The following is a 16829-nucleotide window of genomic DNA, read 5'->3' as shown; positions in this document are numbered from 1 at the left end:
GCGGCCCAGCGTGCCCCTCGCGGCCGGGTTCCGCCCAGAGCCCCGGGTGCGGCTCCTGGGAGACTGGGCGGCATGGAGTTCGTGCTGATCGCGATCGCGATCGTCCTCGTGGCCCTGGTCGCCGGGGTGGGCCTGCTGGTCGGCCGGGGCCGGCGCACCACCCGGCTCGACGACGACGCGGTGTCCGGCACGACGCTCACCCGCCCGCGGCCGCCCGCCGCACCGCCGGCGCCCCCGGAGGACCGCCCGGCCGGGGCCACCGCGTCCGGGCTGGGGCTGGCGCCGGCCGAGCCCGACGCCGTCGCCCCCGACGCGCCGCCGACGGTCGACCTGCCGCCCGCCGTCCCCGAGCCGGACCTCGTCTTCGAGACCCCGCCGCCGTCGGCCGGCCGGCTGGTGCGGCTGCGCTCGCGCCTGGCCCGCTCGCAGTCCTCGCTGGGCCGCGGCCTGCTCACCGTGCTCGCCCGCGAGCGGCTGACCGAGGACGACTGGGAGGAGGTCGAGGAGACCCTCCTGGCCGCCGACGTCGGCGTCGCCGCGACCACGCAGATCGTCGACCGGCTGCGCACCCAGTCGATGGTGCTGGCCACCGCCACGCCCGCCGACCTGCGCGCGCTGCTGGTCCGCGAGCTCACCGCCGTCCTCGGCCCCGACCTCGACCGCACGCTGGGCACCGACCGCCGCGAGGGCCGCCCGGGCGTCGTCCTCGTGGTCGGGGTCAACGGCGCCGGCAAGACGACGACGGTCGGCAAGATCGCCCGCGTGCTCGTGGGTGACGGCCGCAGCGTCGTGCTGGGCGCCGCCGACACCTTCCGCGCCGCCGCCGCCGACCAGCTCGAGACCTGGGGCGAGCGGGTCGGCGTGATGACCGTGCGCGGCCGCGAGGGCGCCGACCCCGCCTCGGTGGCGTTCGAGGCGGCGCGCACCGGCGTGGAGGCCGAGGTCGACACCGTCGTCGTCGACACCGCCGGCCGTCTGCACACCAAGTCCGGGCTCATGGACGAGCTGGGCAAGATCAAGCGGGTCGTGGAGAAGGTCAGCCCGGTCACCGAGACGCTGCTCGTGCTCGACGCCACCACCGGCCAGAACGGCATCGTGCAGGCGCGGGTGTTCACGCAGGCCGTCGACGTCACCGGCGTCGTGCTCACCAAGCTCGACGGGACCGCGAAGGGCGGCATCGTCGTCTCCGTGCAGCGCGAGCTCGGCATCCCGGTGAAGCTGATCGGGCTGGGCGAGGGCGCCGACGACCTCGCGCCGTTCGAGCCGGAGGCCTTCGCGGAGGGCCTCGTCGGCGGCGCCGACTGAGGCCGCCGGCCGGCCGCCGGCCGGCCGCCGGGCGGGTCAGGCGCGGGACGGGTCGAACCCGTAGGGGAGCTCGAGCCGGTGCGCGGCCAGGAGGTCGGCGTCGGCGAGCACCTCGCGGGTCGGCCCGTCGGCGACCACCACGCCGCCGTCGAGCACCACCGAGCGCGGGCACAGCTGGAGCGCGTAGGGCAGGTCGTGGGTGACCATCAGCACGGTCACCGGCAGGCCGGTGAGGACCTCGGCCAGCTCCCGGCGCCCGGCCGGGTCCAGGTTGGAGGAGGGCTCGTCGAGCACGAGCACCTCCGGGTGCATCGACAGCACCGTGGCGACGGCGACCCGGCGGCGCTGCCCGAACGACAGGTGGTGCGGCGGGCGGTCGGCCGACCCGGCCATGCCCACCTGCTCCAGCGCCGCGGCCACCCGCGCGGCCACCTCCGGCTCGGGCAGGCCCAGGTTGCGCGGGCCGAAGGCGACGTCCTCGCCGACGGTCGGCATGAACAGCTGGTCGTCGGGGTCCTGGAAGACGATGCCCACGCGGCGCCGGACCTCGGGCAGGTGCCGCTTCTCCACCGGCAGCCCGGCCACGCTCACCCGGCCGCGGCCGCCGCCGAGGATGCCGTTGAGGTGCAGCACCAGCGTCGTCTTGCCGGCGCCGTTGGGCCCCAGCAGCGCCACCCGCTCGCCGCGCTCGAGGCGCAGGTCGACACCGAACAGCGCCTGGTGGCCGTCGGGGTAGGCGAAGGCCAGGTCCTCCACGAGGAGGGACGGCGGGGTGCTCACGCCCCGAGCATCCCCGCCGCCAGCAGGGCGGCTGCCGACAGGGGCAGCGCGAGCCCGGTCAGCCAGGTGCGCGCGGGCACGGCGACGGCGGGCCCGGCGGGCAGCCGGCCGTCGCCGCCGCGGGACAGCATCGCCAGGTGCACCCGCTCGCCGCGCTCGTAGGACCGCACGAACAGCGACCCCGCGGTGCCGGCCACCACCTTCAGGGCGCCGGGCCCGCGGCCGCGGAAGCCGCGCGACTCCCGCGCCACCCGCATCCGGCGCAGCTCGCCGGTGACGACGTCGGCGTAGCGCACCATGAACGACAGGATCTGCACGAGCACCGCCGGCAGCCGCAGCCGTTGCATCCCGCGGACCAGGTCCTGCGGCGTGGTGGTGGCCGCCAGCACGGTGGCCGCGAGCACCGACAGCGTCGCCTTGGCCAGCAGTCCGCCCGCGGCGAGCAGGCCGCTCTCCGAGAGCGACAGCCCGAGGACCTCCACCCGAGGGCCGCGCGCGACGAACGGCAGCAGCAGCGCGAACACGACGAACGGCAGCTCCACGGTCAGGCCGCGCAGCAGCCGGGCGGCCGGTACGCGCGCCAGGGCCGCCGCGCCGAGCACCAGGACGGCGTACCCGGCGTAGGCCGGCGCCCAGGCCGCCTGCACCGGCGTGGCGACGACGACCAGCGCGAACGCGACGACGGCCACCAGCGCCACGTGCGCCGGCAGCCGGTGGACGACGGTGTCGCGCGCGACGTAGGCCGAGCCGAGCGGGCCGCCGTGCCCGGCGCCCACGCTCAGTCCCGGTCGGCGGTGCTGCCGCGGCGGCGCAGCACCAGCGTGAGGCCGCCGGCGAGCACGAGGGTGACCGCGACGCCGATGACGCCGGCCAGCCCGCCGGACAGCCGGCCGTCGTCGACGCCCTCGACGCCGTAGTCGGCCAGCGGCGAGCCGGCGGCGGCGCTGTCCCGGGCGGTGTCGGCGAAGCCGCTCTCGCCCGCGGCCCACTCCAGCCCGTCGGGGGAGGAGCTGGCGTAGTAGCTGACGAACCCGGCGACCACCAGGGTGACCACGAGGCCGGCGATCCAGAACGCGCGGCGGCCCCTCATCGCAGCGCCACTCACCGGAGGGCCCCCTCGGCGCGCAGGCCCGGGCGGGTGGCCAGGTCGGCGGCGCGGCGCAGGTGCCGGGCGCCGTGCACCAGGTCCGGCCGCACGGAGAGCACCGCGGTCAGGACGGCGACGGTGATGACCGCCTCGCCGATGCCGATGAGCAGGTGCACGCCGCCCATCGCGGCGAGCACGGTGCCGAGCGGGACGTCGGCGACCCCGCCGGCGGCGAACAGCGCGACGAAGGCCAGCGCCGCGACCGGCACCGACAGGAAGGCGCCGGCGCCCGCGGCGGCCAGCACGCCGGTGCGGGTGCGCGGCAGCAGCCGCACGAGCAGGCGGAACACGCCGTAGCCGGCGCCCACGGCCACCAGGCCCAGCAGCGTCACGTTGGTGCCGAGCGCGGTCAGCCCGCCGTCGGCGAACAGCACGGCCTGGACCAGCAGGACGACGGTCATGCACAGCACCGCCGTCCACGGCCCGACCAGCACGGCGGTGAGCGCGCCGCCGATCAGGTGGCCGCTGGTCCCGGCGCCGACCGGGAAGTTGACCATCTGGACGGCGAAGACGAAGGCGGCGGTGAGGCCGGCCAGGGGAGCGGTGCGCTCGTCGAGCTCGCGGCGCGCGCCGCGCAGGGCGAGGGCCACGGTCCCGGCGGCCACGGCGCCGGTGGCGACCGACGTCGGGGCGTCGAGGAACCCGTCGGGGACGTGCACGCGGACCTCCGCAGGATGGGGGACCGGCCCGTCGCCGGCCCGTCGGCACCTTATTGCACATCGCTTGCAGGTGCACGGGTCTCGCAGGTCTGCCCCGGCTCCCTCCCGGCCGGGCGCGCAACACGGCCGTCACATCGGTGCGGGACACGCGAACGGGAGTTCACCGCGCGGAAACGCGGCGACGACGTCCCCCGAAACACCGTCCCGGCACCGTGAACGCCGCGTCGCCGCCAGGGAGGGCAGCGACCGCGACCCGCCCCGACCCCGGCCCGCCGGGGCCCGTCCTCGTTGCGGCCGACGGCCCACGACCCACCTCAGGAGGTTGCCGTGGTCAACACCGGCGACACCGCCTGGATCCTCACCAGCGCCGCGCTCGTGCTGCTGATGACCCCAGGTCTCGCGCTCTTCTACGGCGGCATGGTCCGTGCGAAGAGCGTCCTCAACATGATGATGATGAGCTTCGGAGCCCTCGCGCTGATCACGGTGCTCTGGGTGCTCTACGGCTACTCGTTCGCCTTCGGGGACGACGTCGGCCTGGGCCTGCTCGGCGACCCCGGTGAGTTCTTCGGCCTCAAGGGCCTGATGGAGGACACCACGAGCGAGGCCGGCGGCCTGCCCTCCATGGCCTTCGTCGGCTTCCAGGCGGTCTTCGCGATCATCACCGTCGCCCTGATCTCCGGCGCCATCGCCGACCGCGCCAAGTTCGGCTCCTGGATGGTCTTCGCCGGGATCTGGGCCACCGTCGTCTACTTCCCGGTCGCCCACTGGGTCTTCGACTTCACCCTCACCGACGACGACGGCGTGGTCACCCACACCGGCGGCTGGATCGCCAACGACCTGGCGGCGATCGACTTCGCGGGCGGCACCGCGGTGCACATCAACGCCGGCGCGGCGGGCCTCGCGCTCGCCCTGGTGCTCGGCAAGCGGCGCGGCTTCGGCCGTGAGGCGATGCGCCCGCACAACCTGCCGCTGGTCATGCTCGGCGCCGGCCTGCTGTGGTTCGGCTGGTTCGGCTTCAACGCCGGCTCCGCGCTCGCGGCCAACAACACCGCCGCCGTCGTCTGGGTCAACACCCTCGCCGCCACCGGCGCCGCCGTCCTCGGCTGGCTGGTCACCGAGAAGCTGCGCGACGGCCACGCCACCTCGCTGGGCGCCGCCTCCGGCGCCGTCGCGGGCCTGGTCGCCATCACCCCCGCCTGCTCCGCGGTCTCGCCGGTCGGCGCGATCATCGTGGGCGTCATCGCCGGCGCGCTGTGCGCCCTCGCCGTCGGCCTGAAGTACCGCCTCGGCTACGACGACTCCCTCGACGTCGTCGGCGTGCACCTCGTCGGCGGCCTCTGGGGCACCCTGGCCATCGGCTTCCTGGCCGACCCCGACGCCCCGGCCGGCGTGGAGAGCCTCTTCTTCGGCGGCAGCGTCGACCAGCTCTGGCGGCAGGCCGTCGGGGCCGGCGCGGTGCTCGTGTTCTCCTTCGTGCTGACCTACGTCATCGGCGTCCTGGTCAAGGCCGTCATGGGCTTCCGGATCACCGAGGAGGACGAGGTCGCCGGCATCGACACGGTCGTCCACGCGGAGTCCGGGTACGACTTCACCAGTCTCGGTGGCGGCAGCGGCTCCGCGCTGCACCAGGCCACCACCCCGAAGACCACGGAAGGGGTCCGGGCATGAAGCTCGTCACCGCCATCATCAAGCCCTTCAAGCTCGACGACGTGAAGAACGCCCTCGAGCTGATCGGGATCACCGGGCTCACCGTCAGCGAGGTGCAGGGCTTCGGCCGCCAGCGCGGCCACACCGAGGTCTACCGCGGCGCGGAGTACCAGGTGGACTTCGTCCCCAAGGTCCGCATCGAGGTCGTCGTCGGCGAGATCGAGGCCGCCCGCGTGGTGGACGCCGTCGTCGAGTCGGCCTCCACCGGCCAGATCGGGGACGGGAAGGTCTGGGTCACCACGATCGACGAGATCGTGCGGGTCCGCACCGGCGAGCGCGGCGAGGACGCGCTCTGACCCGGGACTGACCCCGGAGCCCGTCGTGTCGGCCGGGGTGGTGGCAGGACCACCGCCCCGGCCGACGCCGTCCTGCGAACCGCTGACCGAGGGGGAGACCGTGCCGGACCTGGGCTCGCTGCCCGACCTGCCCCGCGCCGAGCGGGTGCGGCTGCTCGACGGGTGGCTCGGCGGACTGCTCGCCGATGCCGTGGCCGGCACCCCGCCGCCCCGCCAGGGCCGGGGCGCACCGGCCCCGCGCACGGGCACCGACGGCGTCGCGCTGGTGGCCGTCGGCAGCCTCGGCCGGCGCGAGCCCCCGCCGCACGCCGACCTCGACCTGGTCCTCGTCCACGACGGCCGCCCCGAGGTGGCCGCGCTCGCCGACGCCGTCTGGTACCCGATCTGGGACGCCGGCGTGCGGCTCGACCACTCCGTGCGCTCGGTCGCCGAGGCCGTCTCGGTCGCCTCCACCGACGTCAAGGCGGGCCTCGGCCTGCTCGACGCGCGGCTGGTGGCCGGCGACGCCGACCTCGCCGCCGCGCTGCGCACCGCGACGCTGGCCAGCTGGCGCCAGTCGGCGTCGCGGCTGCTGCCGCAGCTGCGCGACCTGCGCCGCGGCCGGGCCCGCCAGGTCGGCGAGCTGGCGTTCCTGCTCGAGCCCGACCTCAAGGAGGCCTACGGCGGGCTGCGCGAGGGCCAGGTGCTGCGCGCGGTCGCCGCCGCCCAGCTCGGCGACGAGCCGTCCGCCGACGCCGAGGCCGCCTACGCCTTCCTGCTCGACGTGCGCGACGAGCTGCGCCGCCGCACCGGCCGGCCCACCGACGTCCTGGTCCGCCAGGAGCAGCGCCCGGTCGCGGCGGCCCTCGGCCTGCCCGACGAGGACGTGCTGCTGCGCGAGGTCAGCCTCGCGGGGCGCCGGCTGGCCTTCGTCGCCGACGACACCTGGCGCCGGGTGGACGCCGCGCTGGTCCGCCGTCCCCGCGCCCGTTACCGCCGGGTGCGCCGCGAGCCGCTGGCCGAGGGCGTCGTCCGGCAGGGCGACGAGGTGGTGCTCGCCCGCGACGCCCGCCCCGCCACCGACCCCGGCCTGGTGCTGCGCGGCGCGGCCGCCGCCGCCCGTGAGGACCTGCTGCTGTCGCCCTACACGCTCAAGGTGCTCGCGGTGCACGCGCCGCCGGTGCCCGAGCCCTGGCCCGCGGAGGTCCGCTGGTCGTTCCTGCGGCTGCTGGCCAGCGGCCGCTCCGCCGTCCCGGTCCTCGAGCAGCTGGACCAGGAGGGCCTGCTCACCCGCCTGCTGCCGGAGTGGGAGCGGGTGCGCTCGCTGCCGCAGCGCCACCCGTGGCACCGGTTCACCGTCGACCGGCACCTGGTCGAGGCCGCCGCGGCCGCCGCCGAGCTCACCCGCGACGTCGACCGGCCCGACCTGCTGCTGGTCGCCGCGCTGCTGCACGACGTCGGCAAGGGCTGGCCCGGCGACCACAGCGTCGTCGGGGAGCCGATCGCCGCCGGCATCGCGGCGCGGATGGGGTTCACCCCGGCCGACGTCGCCACCGTGGGCACCCTCGTGCGCCACCACCTGCTGCTGCCCGACACGGCCACCCGCCGCGACATCGACGACCCGGCCACCATCGAGCGGGTGGCCGACACCATCGGCCGCGACGCCCAGGTGCTGCAGCTGCTGCACGCCGTGGCGCAGGCCGACGGCGCGGCCACCAGCACCTCGGCCTGGTCGCCGTGGAAGGCGCACCTGGTCGCGCACCTCGTGGCGCGGGTGCAGGCGCACCTCGGCGGGACGCCCGTGGAGGCGCCCGACCCGGTCCTGCACCCCACCGAGCCGAGCGTCACCAGTCCCGGGGAGGGCGCGGTGACCGGCGCGGTGACCGTCGGGGTGGAGGACGTCGCCGACGGCCAGCAGGTCACCATCGGCGCCCCCGACGAGCAGGGGCTGTTCAGCCGGCTGGCCGGGGTGCTCGCGCTCAACCAGCTCGACGTGCGCGCCGCCAAGGTCAACGTGCTCGACGGGCGGGCCACCGCCGTGTTCGCCGTCCGCCCGCGCTTCGGGCGGGCGCCGCAGCCGGCGATCCTCGCCGACGCCGTCCGGGCCGCCCTGGAGGGCACGCTGCCGCTGGCCGACCGGCTGCGGCAGCGCGAGGCCGACTACCGGCAGGACGCCGTCCGCTCCGCGCCGCCGCGGGTCTCCTGGCACGACTCGGAGGTCAGCGGGGAGGCCACGAGCATCGTCGAGGTGCGCGCCGGTGACCGGGCGGGCCTGCTCTACCGGCTCACCGCGGCGCTCGGCGCCGAAGGCCTCGACGTCACCTCGGCGCGGATCGAGACCCTCGGCGCCGACGCCGCCGACTACTTCTACGTGAGCAACCCGGCCGGCTGCCCGATCGACGCCGCCCAGCGCGGGCGGGTGGAGGCGGCGCTGGTGGCCGCCGCGCGGGGCGCCGTGCCGGACCCCGCGCACAGCGGGGGAGGGGACACGCCGCGCTGAATGCGCGGGACTGTCGGTGGCCCGTGGCACCGTCGCGGCAGATGCGGGACGGACCGGTCCCGCCACCGACGGCGAGGGGAGTCCCCGTGCGGTCCCAGACCTGGCCCTGCCCCACCTGCGGCGAGGACACCGTGTTCGAGCAGCCCGAGTGCATCGACGGGCACACCGCCGACGGCGGCGAGTGCCCCGAGTGGGCGTGCACCGACTGCGGCACCGCCTTCCTGCTCGGCGGCCTCGACGTCGTGGTCGAGGCCGCGGTGCGCCGCGCGGCCTGAGCGCCCGCACGGCCGGGGCGGGAGCGCCCGGGTCGATACGCTGGAGTCAGGAGGCGCGGCCCGTCGGGGCCACGACAGCGCCCGTGACTGCTGAGGACTGCTCGTGTTCGAGACACTCTCCGACCGCCTCGACAAGGTCTTCACCGGCCTGCGCGGCAAGGGCCGGCTGACCGACGCCGACATCGACGCCACCGCGCGCGAGATCCGCATCGCGCTGCTGGAGGCCGACGTCGCGCTGCCGGTGGTGCGCGCCTTCATCACCGCGATCAAGGAGCGGGCGCGCGGCGCCGCCGTCTCGCAGGCGCTCAACCCCGCCCAGCAGGTCATCAAGATCGTCAACGAGGAGCTCATCGAGATCCTCGGCGGCGAGACCCGCCGGCTGCGCTTCGCCAAGCAGTCGCCGACGGTGATCATGCTCGCCGGCCTGCAGGGCTCCGGTAAGACCACGCTCGCCGGCAAGCTCGGCCGCTGGCTCAAGTCCCAGGGCCACGCCCCGCTGCTGGTGGCCTGCGACCTGCAGCGCCCGAACGCGGTCAACCAGCTGACGATCGTCGCCGGGCAGGCCGGGGTCGACGTCTACGCCCCCGAGCCGGGCAACGGCGTCGGCGACCCGATCCGGGTGGCCGCCGAGTCGATCGAGCACGCGCGCCGCACCATGCACGACGTCGTCGTGGTCGACACCGCCGGCCGCCTCGGCATCGACGCCGAGCTCATGGCCCAGGCCGCAGGCATCCGCGACGCCGTGCAGCCGGACGAGACGCTGTTCGTCGTCGACGCGATGATCGGCCAGGACGCCGTCACCACCGCCGAGGCGTTCCGCGACGGCGTCGGCTTCTCCGGCGTGGTGCTCACCAAGCTCGACGGCGACGCCCGCGGTGGTGCCGCGCTGTCGGTCCGCTACGTGACCGGGCAGCCGATCATGTTCGCCTCCACCGGCGAGAAGCTCACCGACTTCGACGTCTTCCACCCCGAGCGGATGGCCTCGCGCATCCTCGGCATGGGTGACGTGCTCACCCTCATCGAGCAGGCCGAGCAGGCCTTCGACGCCGACCAGGCCGAGAAGATGGCCGGCAAGCTCGTCAGCCGCGAGGGCTTCACGCTCGAGGACTTCCTCGAGCAGATGATGGCCATCCGCAAGATGGGCCCGATCGCCAACCTGCTCGGCATGCTGCCCGGCGCCGGGGCGATGAAGGAGCAGCTCAAGCAGGTCGACGACCGCGACCTCGACCGCACCGCGGCGATCATCCGGTCGATGACCCCGCAGGAGCGCGTCGACTCCAAGATCATCAATGCCTCGCGCCGGGTGCGCATCGCCAACGGCTCCGGCGTCACCGTCACCGAGGTCAACCAGCTGCTGGAGCGCTTCGCGCAGGCCCAGAAGATGATGGGCCAGATGGCCGGCAGCATGGGCCTGCCCGGCATGGGCCCCATGTCGAAGAAGGCCCGCGGCCGGCAGATGCAGGCCCAGTCCGCGAAGAAGGGCAAGGGCAAGAAGGGCGCCAAGGGCAAGGCCCCGGCCCGCCGGCCGATGGGCGCCCCCGGGCTGCCTCCCGGCGCCGGCTTCCCGGGCCAGCTGCCCGGCGGCATGCCCTCGCTGCCCCCCGGCCAGGCGCTGCCGGATCTCTCCAAGCTCGACTTCAGCAAGTTCGGGGACGAGCGGCCCGGGCGGTGAGCGCGCCCGCGCTGCACCTGTCCGGCGTCCTCCTCCCCGAGGGGGAGCACCGCGACCTGTGGGTGCGCGACGGCCGGATCACGTCCGAGCCGGTGCCCGGCGCGGAGACAGTCTCCCGCGGCGGCTGGCTGCTGCCCGGCCTGGTCGACGCGCACTGCCACGTCGGCATCGGCCGCGGCGGCGTGCACGTCGAGGACCTGGCCGGGCTGCGGGCGCAGGCGGTCGCCGAGCGCGACGCCGGCGTGCTGGCGCTGCGCGACTGCGGCTCGCCGGTGGACACCCGGGCGCTCGACGACGAGCCCGACCTGCCGACGATCGTCCGGGCCGGCCGGCACCTGGCCCGCACCCGCCGCTACATCCCCGGGCTGGCCGTCGAGCTGGAGCCGGAGGACCTCGTCGAGCAGGTGCGGGTGCAGGCCCGCCGCGGCGACGGCTGGGTGAAGCTGGTCGGCGACTGGATCGACCGCTCCGTGGGCGACCTCGCGCCGGAGTGGCCGGCCGACGTCGTCGCCGCCGCCATCGCCGCCGCGCACGAGGAGGGCGCGCGGGTCACCGCGCACACCTTCGGCACCGACGCGCTGCCCGATCTCGTCCGCGCCGGCATCGACTGCGTCGAGCACGGCACCGGGCTGACCGAGGACCTCGTCGCGGAGATGGCCGCCCGCGGCACCGCCGTCGTCCCCACGCTGGTGAACGTGGAGAACTTCCCCGGCTTCGCCGAGGCGGGGGAGAAGCGGTTCCCGGCTTACGCGAGCACGATGCGGCGGCTGTACGCGGGCTCGGGTGCGGTGGTGCGCGCCGCGTACGAGGCCGGCGTGCCGGTGTTCGCCGGCACCGACGCGGGCGGCGGCATCGAGCACGGCCGCATCGCCGACGAGGTGCGGGCGCTGTGCGAGGCGGGGCTGCCGGCCGAGGCGGCGCTCGGGGCGGCGTCCTGGGCGGCCCGCGCGTGGCTGGGGCTGCCGGGCATCGAGGAGGGCGCGCCGGCCGACGTCGTCGTCTACGACGCCGACCCGCGCGCCGACCTCGGCGCCCTCACCCGGCCGGTGCTGCGGCTGCTGCGCGGCCGCGTCGTCTGACCCCGTCCCCGACGGCGGCGGGAAACCGCCTCGCGGGTGCTGGGACACTGCTCCCGTGCTCCTGCGGATGTCCACGCTGTTCCTGCGCACCCTGCGCGACGACCCCGCCGACGCCGAGGTCCCCAGCCACCGGCTGCTGGTCCGCGCCGGCTACATCCGGCGCGCCGCGCCGGGCGGCTTCACCTGGCTGCCGCTGGGCTACCGGGTGTTCCGCAACGTCGAGCGCGTCGTCCGCGAGGAGATGGACGCGATGGGCGCGCAGGAGGTGCACTTCCCGGCGCTGCTGCCGCGCGAGCCCTACGAGGCGACCAACCGCTGGACCGAGTACGGCCCCAACCTCTTCCGGCTGCAGGACCGCCGGGGTGCCGACTACCTGCTCGGCCCCACGCACGAGGAGATGTTCACGCTCCTGGTGAAGGACCTGTACTCGTCGTACAAGGACCTGCCGCTGTCGCTGTACCAGATCCAGACCAAGTACCGGGACGAGGCGCGGCCCCGCGCCGGGCTGTTCCGCGGCCGCGAGTTCACGATGAAGGACAGCTACTCCTTCGACGTCGACGACGCCGGGCTGGACAAGAGCTACGCCGCGCACCGCGACGCCTACATCCGGGTGTTCGACCGGCTGGGCCTGGAGTACGTCATCGTCTCGGCGATGTCGGGGGCCATGGGCGGGTCGCGCAGCGAGGAGTTCCTGCACCCGACCGACATCGGCGAGGACACCTTCGTCCGCTCGGCCGGCGGCTACGCGGCCAACGTCGAGGCGGTCACCACCGTCGTCCCCGAGGCCGTGCCGTTCGACGGGCTGCCCGAGGCGCACGTCGAGGACACCCCCGACACCCCGACCATCGAGACGCTGGTCGCGGCCGCGAACCAGCTGTTCCCCGACGCCGGCTACACCGCCGCGCACACGCTGAAGAACGTCGTCGTCACGCTGGTGCAGCCCGACGGCACCCGCGAGCCGCTGGTGATCGGCATCCCCGGCGACCGGGAGGTCGACGCCAAGCGCCTCGAGGCGCAGGTGGCGCCCGCCGAGGTCGAGCCGTTCACCGACTTCGAGGCCCACCCCGCGCTGGTCAAGGGCTACATCGGCCCGCAGGTGCTCGGCAGCGGGAGCGAGTCGGGCATCCGCTACCTCGTCGACCCGCGCGTCGTCCCCGGCACCCGCTGGGTCACCGGCGCCAACGCGCCCGGCAAGCACGTGTTCGACCTCGTCGCCGGGCGCGACTTCTCCTGGGACGGCACCGTCGAGGCCGCCGAGGTGCTGGCCGGCGACCCCGCGCCCGACGGCTCGGGCCCGCTGGAGCTCGCCCGCGGCGTGGAGCTCGGGCACATCTTCCAGCTGGGCCGCAAGTACGCCGAGGCCCTCGGCCTCGAGGTGCTCGACGAGAACGGCAAGCTCGTCACGGTGACCATGGGCTCCTACGGCATAGGCGTCTCCCGCGCCGTGGCCGCGATCGCCGAGTCCACCCACGACGAGCTCGGCCTGGTCTGGCCGCGCGAGGTCGCCCCGGCCGACGTGCACGTCGTCGCCACCGGCAAGGACGCCGCCGTCTTCGAGGCCGCCGAGTCGCTGTCGCGGGAGCTCGTCGGCGCCGGGCTGACCGTGCTCTACGACGACCGGCCGAAGGTGTCGCCGGGCGTGAAGTTCAAGGACGCCGAGCTGCTCGGGATGCCGACCATCGTCACCGTCGGCCGCGGCCTGGCGCAGGGCGTCGTCGAGGTCCGCGACCGCGCGACGGGGGGGCGCAGCGAGGTGCCGGTCGCCGACGCGGCCGCCGCCGTCCTCGCCGAGGTGCGCGGTCAGGCGGGATCGGCCACCAGCTCGACCTCGTAGCCGTCGGCGTCCTCGAGGTAGGCGGCCCGGTGGTCCGGGCCGCCGGCGAACGGGTGGCGGTCGGCGAACAGCAGCCGCCACCCGTGCGCCGGGGCCTGCTCCACCAGGGCGTCGAGGTCGTCCGGGCCCCCGGCCCAGAACGCCAGGTGGTTGAGCCCCGGACGGCGCCGCTCGTGGACGCCGGCCGCGAGGTCGGGGGAGCGCTCGACGACGACGTACGCGTCGCCGAGCCGCCAGGACCGGCCGTGCGCCCACGACTGGTACGGCGCGGCGCCCAGCGCGGTCAGCAGCCACCCCCACGAGCGCTCCGCCCGGTCGAGGTCGGGCACCCACAGCTCCACGTGGTGGAGCAGACCCCGGCTGGTCACGGCGAGCCTCCTCGCGTCTGGCATCATGGTCGGTCGAACACGGCGGTGCGCGGCCCTCTCACCGTCGCCGGCCGTGTCCCTGGCTCCGCCCCGGCGTAACCCCACGCGTCCGTCCGGCGAGCACCGACGAACAGCGTTCGAGGAGAGTTCGAGCCACCGTGGCCACCAAGATCAAGCTCATGCGTCTGGGCAAGATGCGTGCTCCGTACTACCGCATCGTCGTCGCCGACTCGCGCACCAAGCGCGAGGGTCGCGTCATCGAGACGATCGGCAAGTACCACCCGAAGGAGGACCCCTCCTTCATCGAGGTCGACAGCGACCGCGCGCAGTACTGGCTGGGCGTCGGCGCGCAGCCGACCGAGCCGGTCGCGGCCATCTTCCGCGTCACCGGTGACTGGCAGAAGTTCAAGGGCGAGCCGGCCCCGCCGCCCATGAAGGTCGCCGCCCCCAAGCCCGACCGCAAGGCCCTCTACGAGGAGGCCGTCCGCGGCAACGGCGAGGAGCCGGCCGCGGGTGCCACCACCCCGAAGAAGAAGGCCGCCCCCAAGGCCGACACCGCCGACAGCGCCGCCGCCGACACGGTGGCCGAGGCCGCCGGTGCCGGCGGCGAGGGCCCGGCGGCCGGCGCCACCTCGACGCCCGCCGAGTAAGACGTGCTCGAAGAGGCGCTCGAGCACCTGGTCAAGGGCATCGTCGACCACCCGCGCGACGTCACCGTCGACCTGGTCGGCGGTCGCCGCGGCAAGACCCTCGAGGTCCGGGTGCACCCCGACGACCTCGGGAAGGTGATCGGCCGCGGCGGCCGCACCGCCAAGGCCCTGCGCACCGTCATGGCCGGCGTCGGCGGCCGCGGCCTGCGGGTCGACGTCGTCGACACCGACGGGCGCTGAGCACCCGCGTCCCGCGCGTGGGAACCCCTCCTCAGGACACCGTGGTGGTCGGCCGCATCGGCCGGCCCCACGGTGTCCGTGGTGAAGCCACCGTCGAGGTGCGCACCGACGACCCCGACGCCCGCTTCCGCGTCGGGATCGCCCTGCGCACCGACCCCGCCGAGCGCGGCCCGCTGACCATCACCGCGGCCCGCTGGCACCGCGAGGTGCTGCTGCTCGCGTTCGAGGGCTACGACAGCCGCGAGGCCGTCGAGGCCCTCCGCGACACCCTGCTCGAGGTCCCCGTGGACGAGCTCCCCGACCTCGAGGACCCCGACGCGTTCTACGACCACCAGCTCGTCGGGCTCGCCGCCCGGCTGCCCGACGGCACGCCGCTGGGCGAGGTCACCGCGGTCCGCCACGAGGGCGCCGACCTGCTCGTCGTGCGCCGTGGGGTGGGCGGGGAGCTGCTCGTCCCGTTCGTCGCCGCGATCGTGCCCACGGTCGACGTGCCCGGCGGGTTCGTCGTCGTCGACCCGCCCGAGGGGCTGCTCGACCTGTGAGCGCCCCGTACCGCGTCGACGTCGTCACGATCTTCCCCGAGTACCTGGCGCCGCTGCGCCAGTCGCTGCTCGGCAAGGCCGCCGACCGCGGCCTGGTCTCCGTCGGCGTGCACGACCTGCGGCAGTGGACCGACGACGTCCACCGCACCGTCGACGACGCCCCCTACGGCGGCGGTCCCGGCATGGTGATGCGGCCGGAGCCGTGGGCCCGCGCGCTGGAGGCGGTGCGCCCGCCCGGCACCCGGCTGGTCGTGCCGACGCCGGCCGGCCGCCCGTTCACCCAGGCCGTCGCCGCCGAGTGGGCCGCCGAGCCCGGACTGGTGTTCGCCTGCGGGCGGTACGAGGGCATCGACCAGCGGGTGGCCGAGTGGGCCGCCGCGTCCGGCCCCGTGTCGGAGGTCTCGATCGGCGACTACGTGCTCGCCGGCGGGGAGTCCGCGGTGCTGGTGATGGTCGAGGCGGTCACCCGGCTGATCCCGGGCGTCGTCGGCAACCGCGAGTCGGTGGAGTTCGACTCGCACGCCGACGGGCTGCTCGAGGGCCCCTCCTACACGCGGCCGGCGTCCTGGCGCGGCCTGGAGGTCCCGCCGGTGCTGCTGTCCGGCGACCACGCGGCCATCGCCCGCTGGCGGCGCGCGGAGTCGCTGCGGCGGACCGCCACCCGCCGTCCCGACCTGCTCGCCGCGCTCCCGGAGGACGCGCTGACCCCGGCCGACCGCGCGGTCCTCGACGGTGCCTGACCGCGCGGAGGTCGCCCGGGCGGTGGTCCGCCCGACGGCGCGGGTCGTCGTCCTCGACCCCGACGGGCGCGTGCTGCTGCTCGGTGCCCGGCTGACCGACCCCGCGGTCCCGCCCGGCGACGTGCTGTTCTGGTACACGCCCGGCGGGGGAGTGGAGGACGGCGAGAGCGTGCGCGCCGCCGCGGCCCGCGAGCTCGCCGAGGAGATCGGCCTGGTGGTCGACCCCGTGGCCCTGGAGGGGCCGGTGTGGTTCCGCCGGCACGTGGGGCCCTTCGCCGGCGTGCAGGTCGACTCGCGGGAGACCTTCTTCGTGCTGCGCGACGTCGTCCACGAGGTGGATGCCACCGGCCGCACCGAGCTCGAGCTGCTCGGCGAGGAGCCGCACCGCTGGTGGACCGTGGCCGAGATCGCCGCCGCCGACGTCGGGTTCGCGCCCCGGGAGCTCGCCGCCGTGCTGCCGGAACTGCTCGCCGGACCGTGGCGCCGGCCACCCCGCGTGGTCGACTGAGCCCGTTCCCCGGGGCCGCGCTCGGCAGGGTGGCGGGGATGTGGCACAGTAGAGAGTCGCTGCAGACCGGAGGCGCCCGCCGACGGGCACTCCCTCCCGGAGTCGCAGCCGACACCTGGTCCGGAGTGGGGCGCCCCGCTGCCCGGGCCGACGACGAGCCACACGCTGAGACCGAGGAATGCTGCGATGAACACCCTGGACGTACTCGACGCCGACTCGCTGCGCGACGACATCCCCGAGTTCCGCCCCGGGGACACCGTCAAGGTGCACGTCCGCGTCGTCGAGGGCAACCGCTCGCGCATCCAGGTCTTCCAGGGTGTGGTGATCCGCCGCCAGAACGGTGGGATCCGCGAGACCTTCACCGTCCGCAAGGTCAGCTTCGGCGTGGGCGTCGAGCGCACCTTCCCGGTGCACACCCCGGTCGTCGAGAAGATCGAGGTGCTGACCCGCGGTGACGTCCGCCGCGCCAAGCTGTACTACCTGCGCGAGCTCCGCGGCAAGGCCGCCAAGATTAAGGAGAAGCGCGAGACCGTCGCGCGCTGACGCGA

Annotated in this window: 19 protein-coding genes; 14 read left to right on the top strand and 5 right to left on the bottom strand. The window is 75.5% G+C overall.

Features of this window, described 5'->3' with window-relative positions:
- Positions 1-72 precede the first annotated feature (72 nt).
- Complete coding sequence (gene ftsY / locus ACI79X_RS01850; RefSeq protein WP_457023709.1) at positions 73-1305, top strand: signal recognition particle-docking protein FtsY; 1233 nt, start codon at positions 73-75, stop codon at positions 1303-1305.
- 36 nt (positions 1306-1341) lie between these two features.
- Here ftsY and ACI79X_RS01845 read toward each other — a convergent pair whose 3' ends face one another.
- Genes ACI79X_RS01845 through ACI79X_RS01830 form a run of 4 tightly spaced genes read right to left on the bottom strand, consistent with a single transcriptional unit; the run spans position 1342 to position 3891 of the window.
- Entirely contained in the window at positions 1342-2085 is a 744-nt protein-coding gene (locus ACI79X_RS01845) for an energy-coupling factor ABC transporter ATP-binding protein (RefSeq protein WP_457023708.1), read from the bottom strand.
- Positions 2082-2861, bottom strand: a complete 780-nt coding sequence (gene cbiQ, locus ACI79X_RS01840) for a cobalt ECF transporter T component CbiQ (RefSeq protein ID WP_457023707.1) — start codon at positions 2859-2861, stop codon at positions 2082-2084. Before cbiQ ends, ACI79X_RS01845 begins: the two co-directional genes overlap by 4 nt.
- Positions 2862-2863: 2 nt before the next feature.
- On the bottom strand, positions 2864-3175 hold the full coding sequence (locus tag ACI79X_RS01835) for a PDGLE domain-containing protein (RefSeq protein WP_457023706.1): 312 nt from the start codon (positions 3173-3175) through the stop codon (positions 2864-2866).
- Positions 3176-3186: 11 nt separating this feature from the next.
- Entirely contained in the window at positions 3187-3891 is a 705-nt protein-coding gene (locus tag ACI79X_RS01830; RefSeq protein WP_457023705.1) for an energy-coupling factor ABC transporter permease, read from the bottom strand.
- Between the two features lie 327 nt (positions 3892-4218).
- On the opposite strand from ACI79X_RS01830, the gene ACI79X_RS01825 reads away from it, so the two are divergent.
- The 7 genes from ACI79X_RS01825 to ACI79X_RS01795 all read left to right on the top strand — a co-directional run bounded on the left by ACI79X_RS01825 (position 4219) and on the right by ACI79X_RS01795 (position 13233).
- Complete coding sequence (locus ACI79X_RS01825; RefSeq protein WP_457023704.1) at positions 4219-5559, top strand: ammonium transporter; 1341 nt, start codon at positions 4219-4221, stop codon at positions 5557-5559.
- Complete coding sequence (locus tag ACI79X_RS01820) at positions 5556-5894, top strand: P-II family nitrogen regulator (protein WP_073421809.1); 339 nt, start codon at positions 5556-5558, stop codon at positions 5892-5894. Before ACI79X_RS01825 ends, ACI79X_RS01820 begins: the two co-directional genes overlap by 4 nt.
- A 100-nt stretch (positions 5895-5994) precedes the next feature.
- Entirely contained in the window at positions 5995-8373 is a 2379-nt protein-coding gene (locus tag ACI79X_RS01815) for a [protein-PII] uridylyltransferase (RefSeq protein ID WP_457023703.1), read from the top strand.
- Positions 8374-8459: 86 nt separating this feature from the next.
- Positions 8460-8648, top strand: a complete 189-nt coding sequence (locus ACI79X_RS01810; protein ID WP_457023702.1) for a hypothetical protein — start codon at positions 8460-8462, stop codon at positions 8646-8648.
- 103 nt (positions 8649-8751) lie between these two features.
- The gene (gene ffh / locus ACI79X_RS01805; protein ID WP_457023701.1) at positions 8752-10320 is read left to right on the top strand and encodes a signal recognition particle protein; all 1569 of its coding nucleotides are present in this window, start codon (positions 8752-8754) and stop codon (positions 10318-10320) included.
- Positions 10317-11399: an amidohydrolase family protein gene (locus ACI79X_RS01800; RefSeq protein ID WP_457023700.1), complete on the top strand. Its 1083-nt coding sequence runs from the start codon at positions 10317-10319 to the stop codon at positions 11397-11399. The genes ffh and ACI79X_RS01800 overlap by 4 nt, the downstream gene beginning before the upstream one ends.
- 55 nt (positions 11400-11454) lie before the next feature.
- Complete coding sequence (locus ACI79X_RS01795) at positions 11455-13233, top strand: proline--tRNA ligase (protein WP_457023699.1); 1779 nt, start codon at positions 11455-11457, stop codon at positions 13231-13233.
- Here ACI79X_RS01795 and ACI79X_RS01790 read toward each other — a convergent pair.
- Positions 13200-13601 carry a VOC family protein gene (locus ACI79X_RS01790; RefSeq protein WP_457023698.1) on the bottom strand — a complete coding sequence of 134 codons (402 nt, stop codon included), beginning with the start codon at positions 13599-13601 and terminating at the stop codon, positions 13200-13202. The genes ACI79X_RS01795 and ACI79X_RS01790 overlap by 34 nt on opposite strands.
- 158 nt (positions 13602-13759) lie before the next feature.
- Here ACI79X_RS01790 and rpsP point away from each other — a divergent pair, with 158 nt between their 5' ends.
- The 6 genes from rpsP to rplS all read left to right on the top strand — a co-directional run bounded on the left by rpsP (position 13760) and on the right by rplS (position 16824).
- Positions 13760-14251 carry a 30S ribosomal protein S16 gene (rpsP, locus tag ACI79X_RS01785; RefSeq protein ID WP_457023697.1) on the top strand — a complete coding sequence of 164 codons (492 nt, stop codon included), beginning with the start codon at positions 13760-13762 and terminating at the stop codon, positions 14249-14251.
- A 3-nt stretch (positions 14252-14254) separates the two neighbouring features.
- On the top strand, positions 14255-14491 hold the full coding sequence (locus ACI79X_RS01780) for an RNA-binding protein (protein WP_073421815.1): 237 nt from the start codon (positions 14255-14257) through the stop codon (positions 14489-14491).
- Positions 14492-14508: 17 nt separating this feature from the next.
- Positions 14509-15033: a ribosome maturation factor RimM gene (gene rimM / locus ACI79X_RS01775; RefSeq protein ID WP_457023696.1), complete on the top strand. Its 525-nt coding sequence runs from the start codon at positions 14509-14511 to the stop codon at positions 15031-15033.
- Positions 15030-15773 (top strand): tRNA (guanosine(37)-N1)-methyltransferase TrmD, encoded by a 744-nt coding sequence (gene trmD, locus ACI79X_RS01770; protein WP_457023695.1) that lies wholly within the window; start codon positions 15030-15032, stop codon positions 15771-15773. The genes rimM and trmD overlap by 4 nt, the downstream gene beginning before the upstream one ends.
- Positions 15766-16281 carry an NUDIX hydrolase gene (locus tag ACI79X_RS01765; RefSeq protein ID WP_457023694.1) on the top strand — a complete coding sequence of 172 codons (516 nt, stop codon included), beginning with the start codon at positions 15766-15768 and terminating at the stop codon, positions 16279-16281. The genes trmD and ACI79X_RS01765 overlap by 8 nt, the downstream gene beginning before the upstream one ends.
- Before the next feature lie 186 nt (positions 16282-16467).
- Positions 16468-16824 carry a 50S ribosomal protein L19 gene (rplS, locus tag ACI79X_RS01760; RefSeq protein ID WP_073421819.1) on the top strand — a complete coding sequence of 119 codons (357 nt, stop codon included), beginning with the start codon at positions 16468-16470 and terminating at the stop codon, positions 16822-16824.
- Positions 16825-16829 lie beyond the last annotated feature (5 nt).

Source organism: Geodermatophilus sp. SYSU D01119 (assembly GCF_054049975.1).
This window is presented reverse-complemented; position numbering and strand designations above follow the sequence as displayed.

Bases quoted from the DNA above. Each gene is read 5' to 3' on its own strand.
- ftsY (WP_457023709.1), top strand. From the start codon at position 73: ATGGAGTTCGTGCTGATCGCGATCGCGATCGTCCTCGTGGCCCTGGTC.
- rplS (WP_073421819.1), top strand. From the start codon at position 16,468: ATGAACACCCTGGACGTACTCGACGCCGACTCGCTGCGCGACGACATC.
- ACI79X_RS01820 (WP_073421809.1), top strand. From the start codon at position 5,556: ATGAAGCTCGTCACCGCCATCATCAAGCCCTTCAAGCTCGACGACGTG.
- ACI79X_RS01835 (WP_457023706.1), bottom strand. From the start codon at position 3,175: ATGAGGGGCCGCCGCGCGTTCTGGATCGCCGGCCTCGTGGTCACCCTG.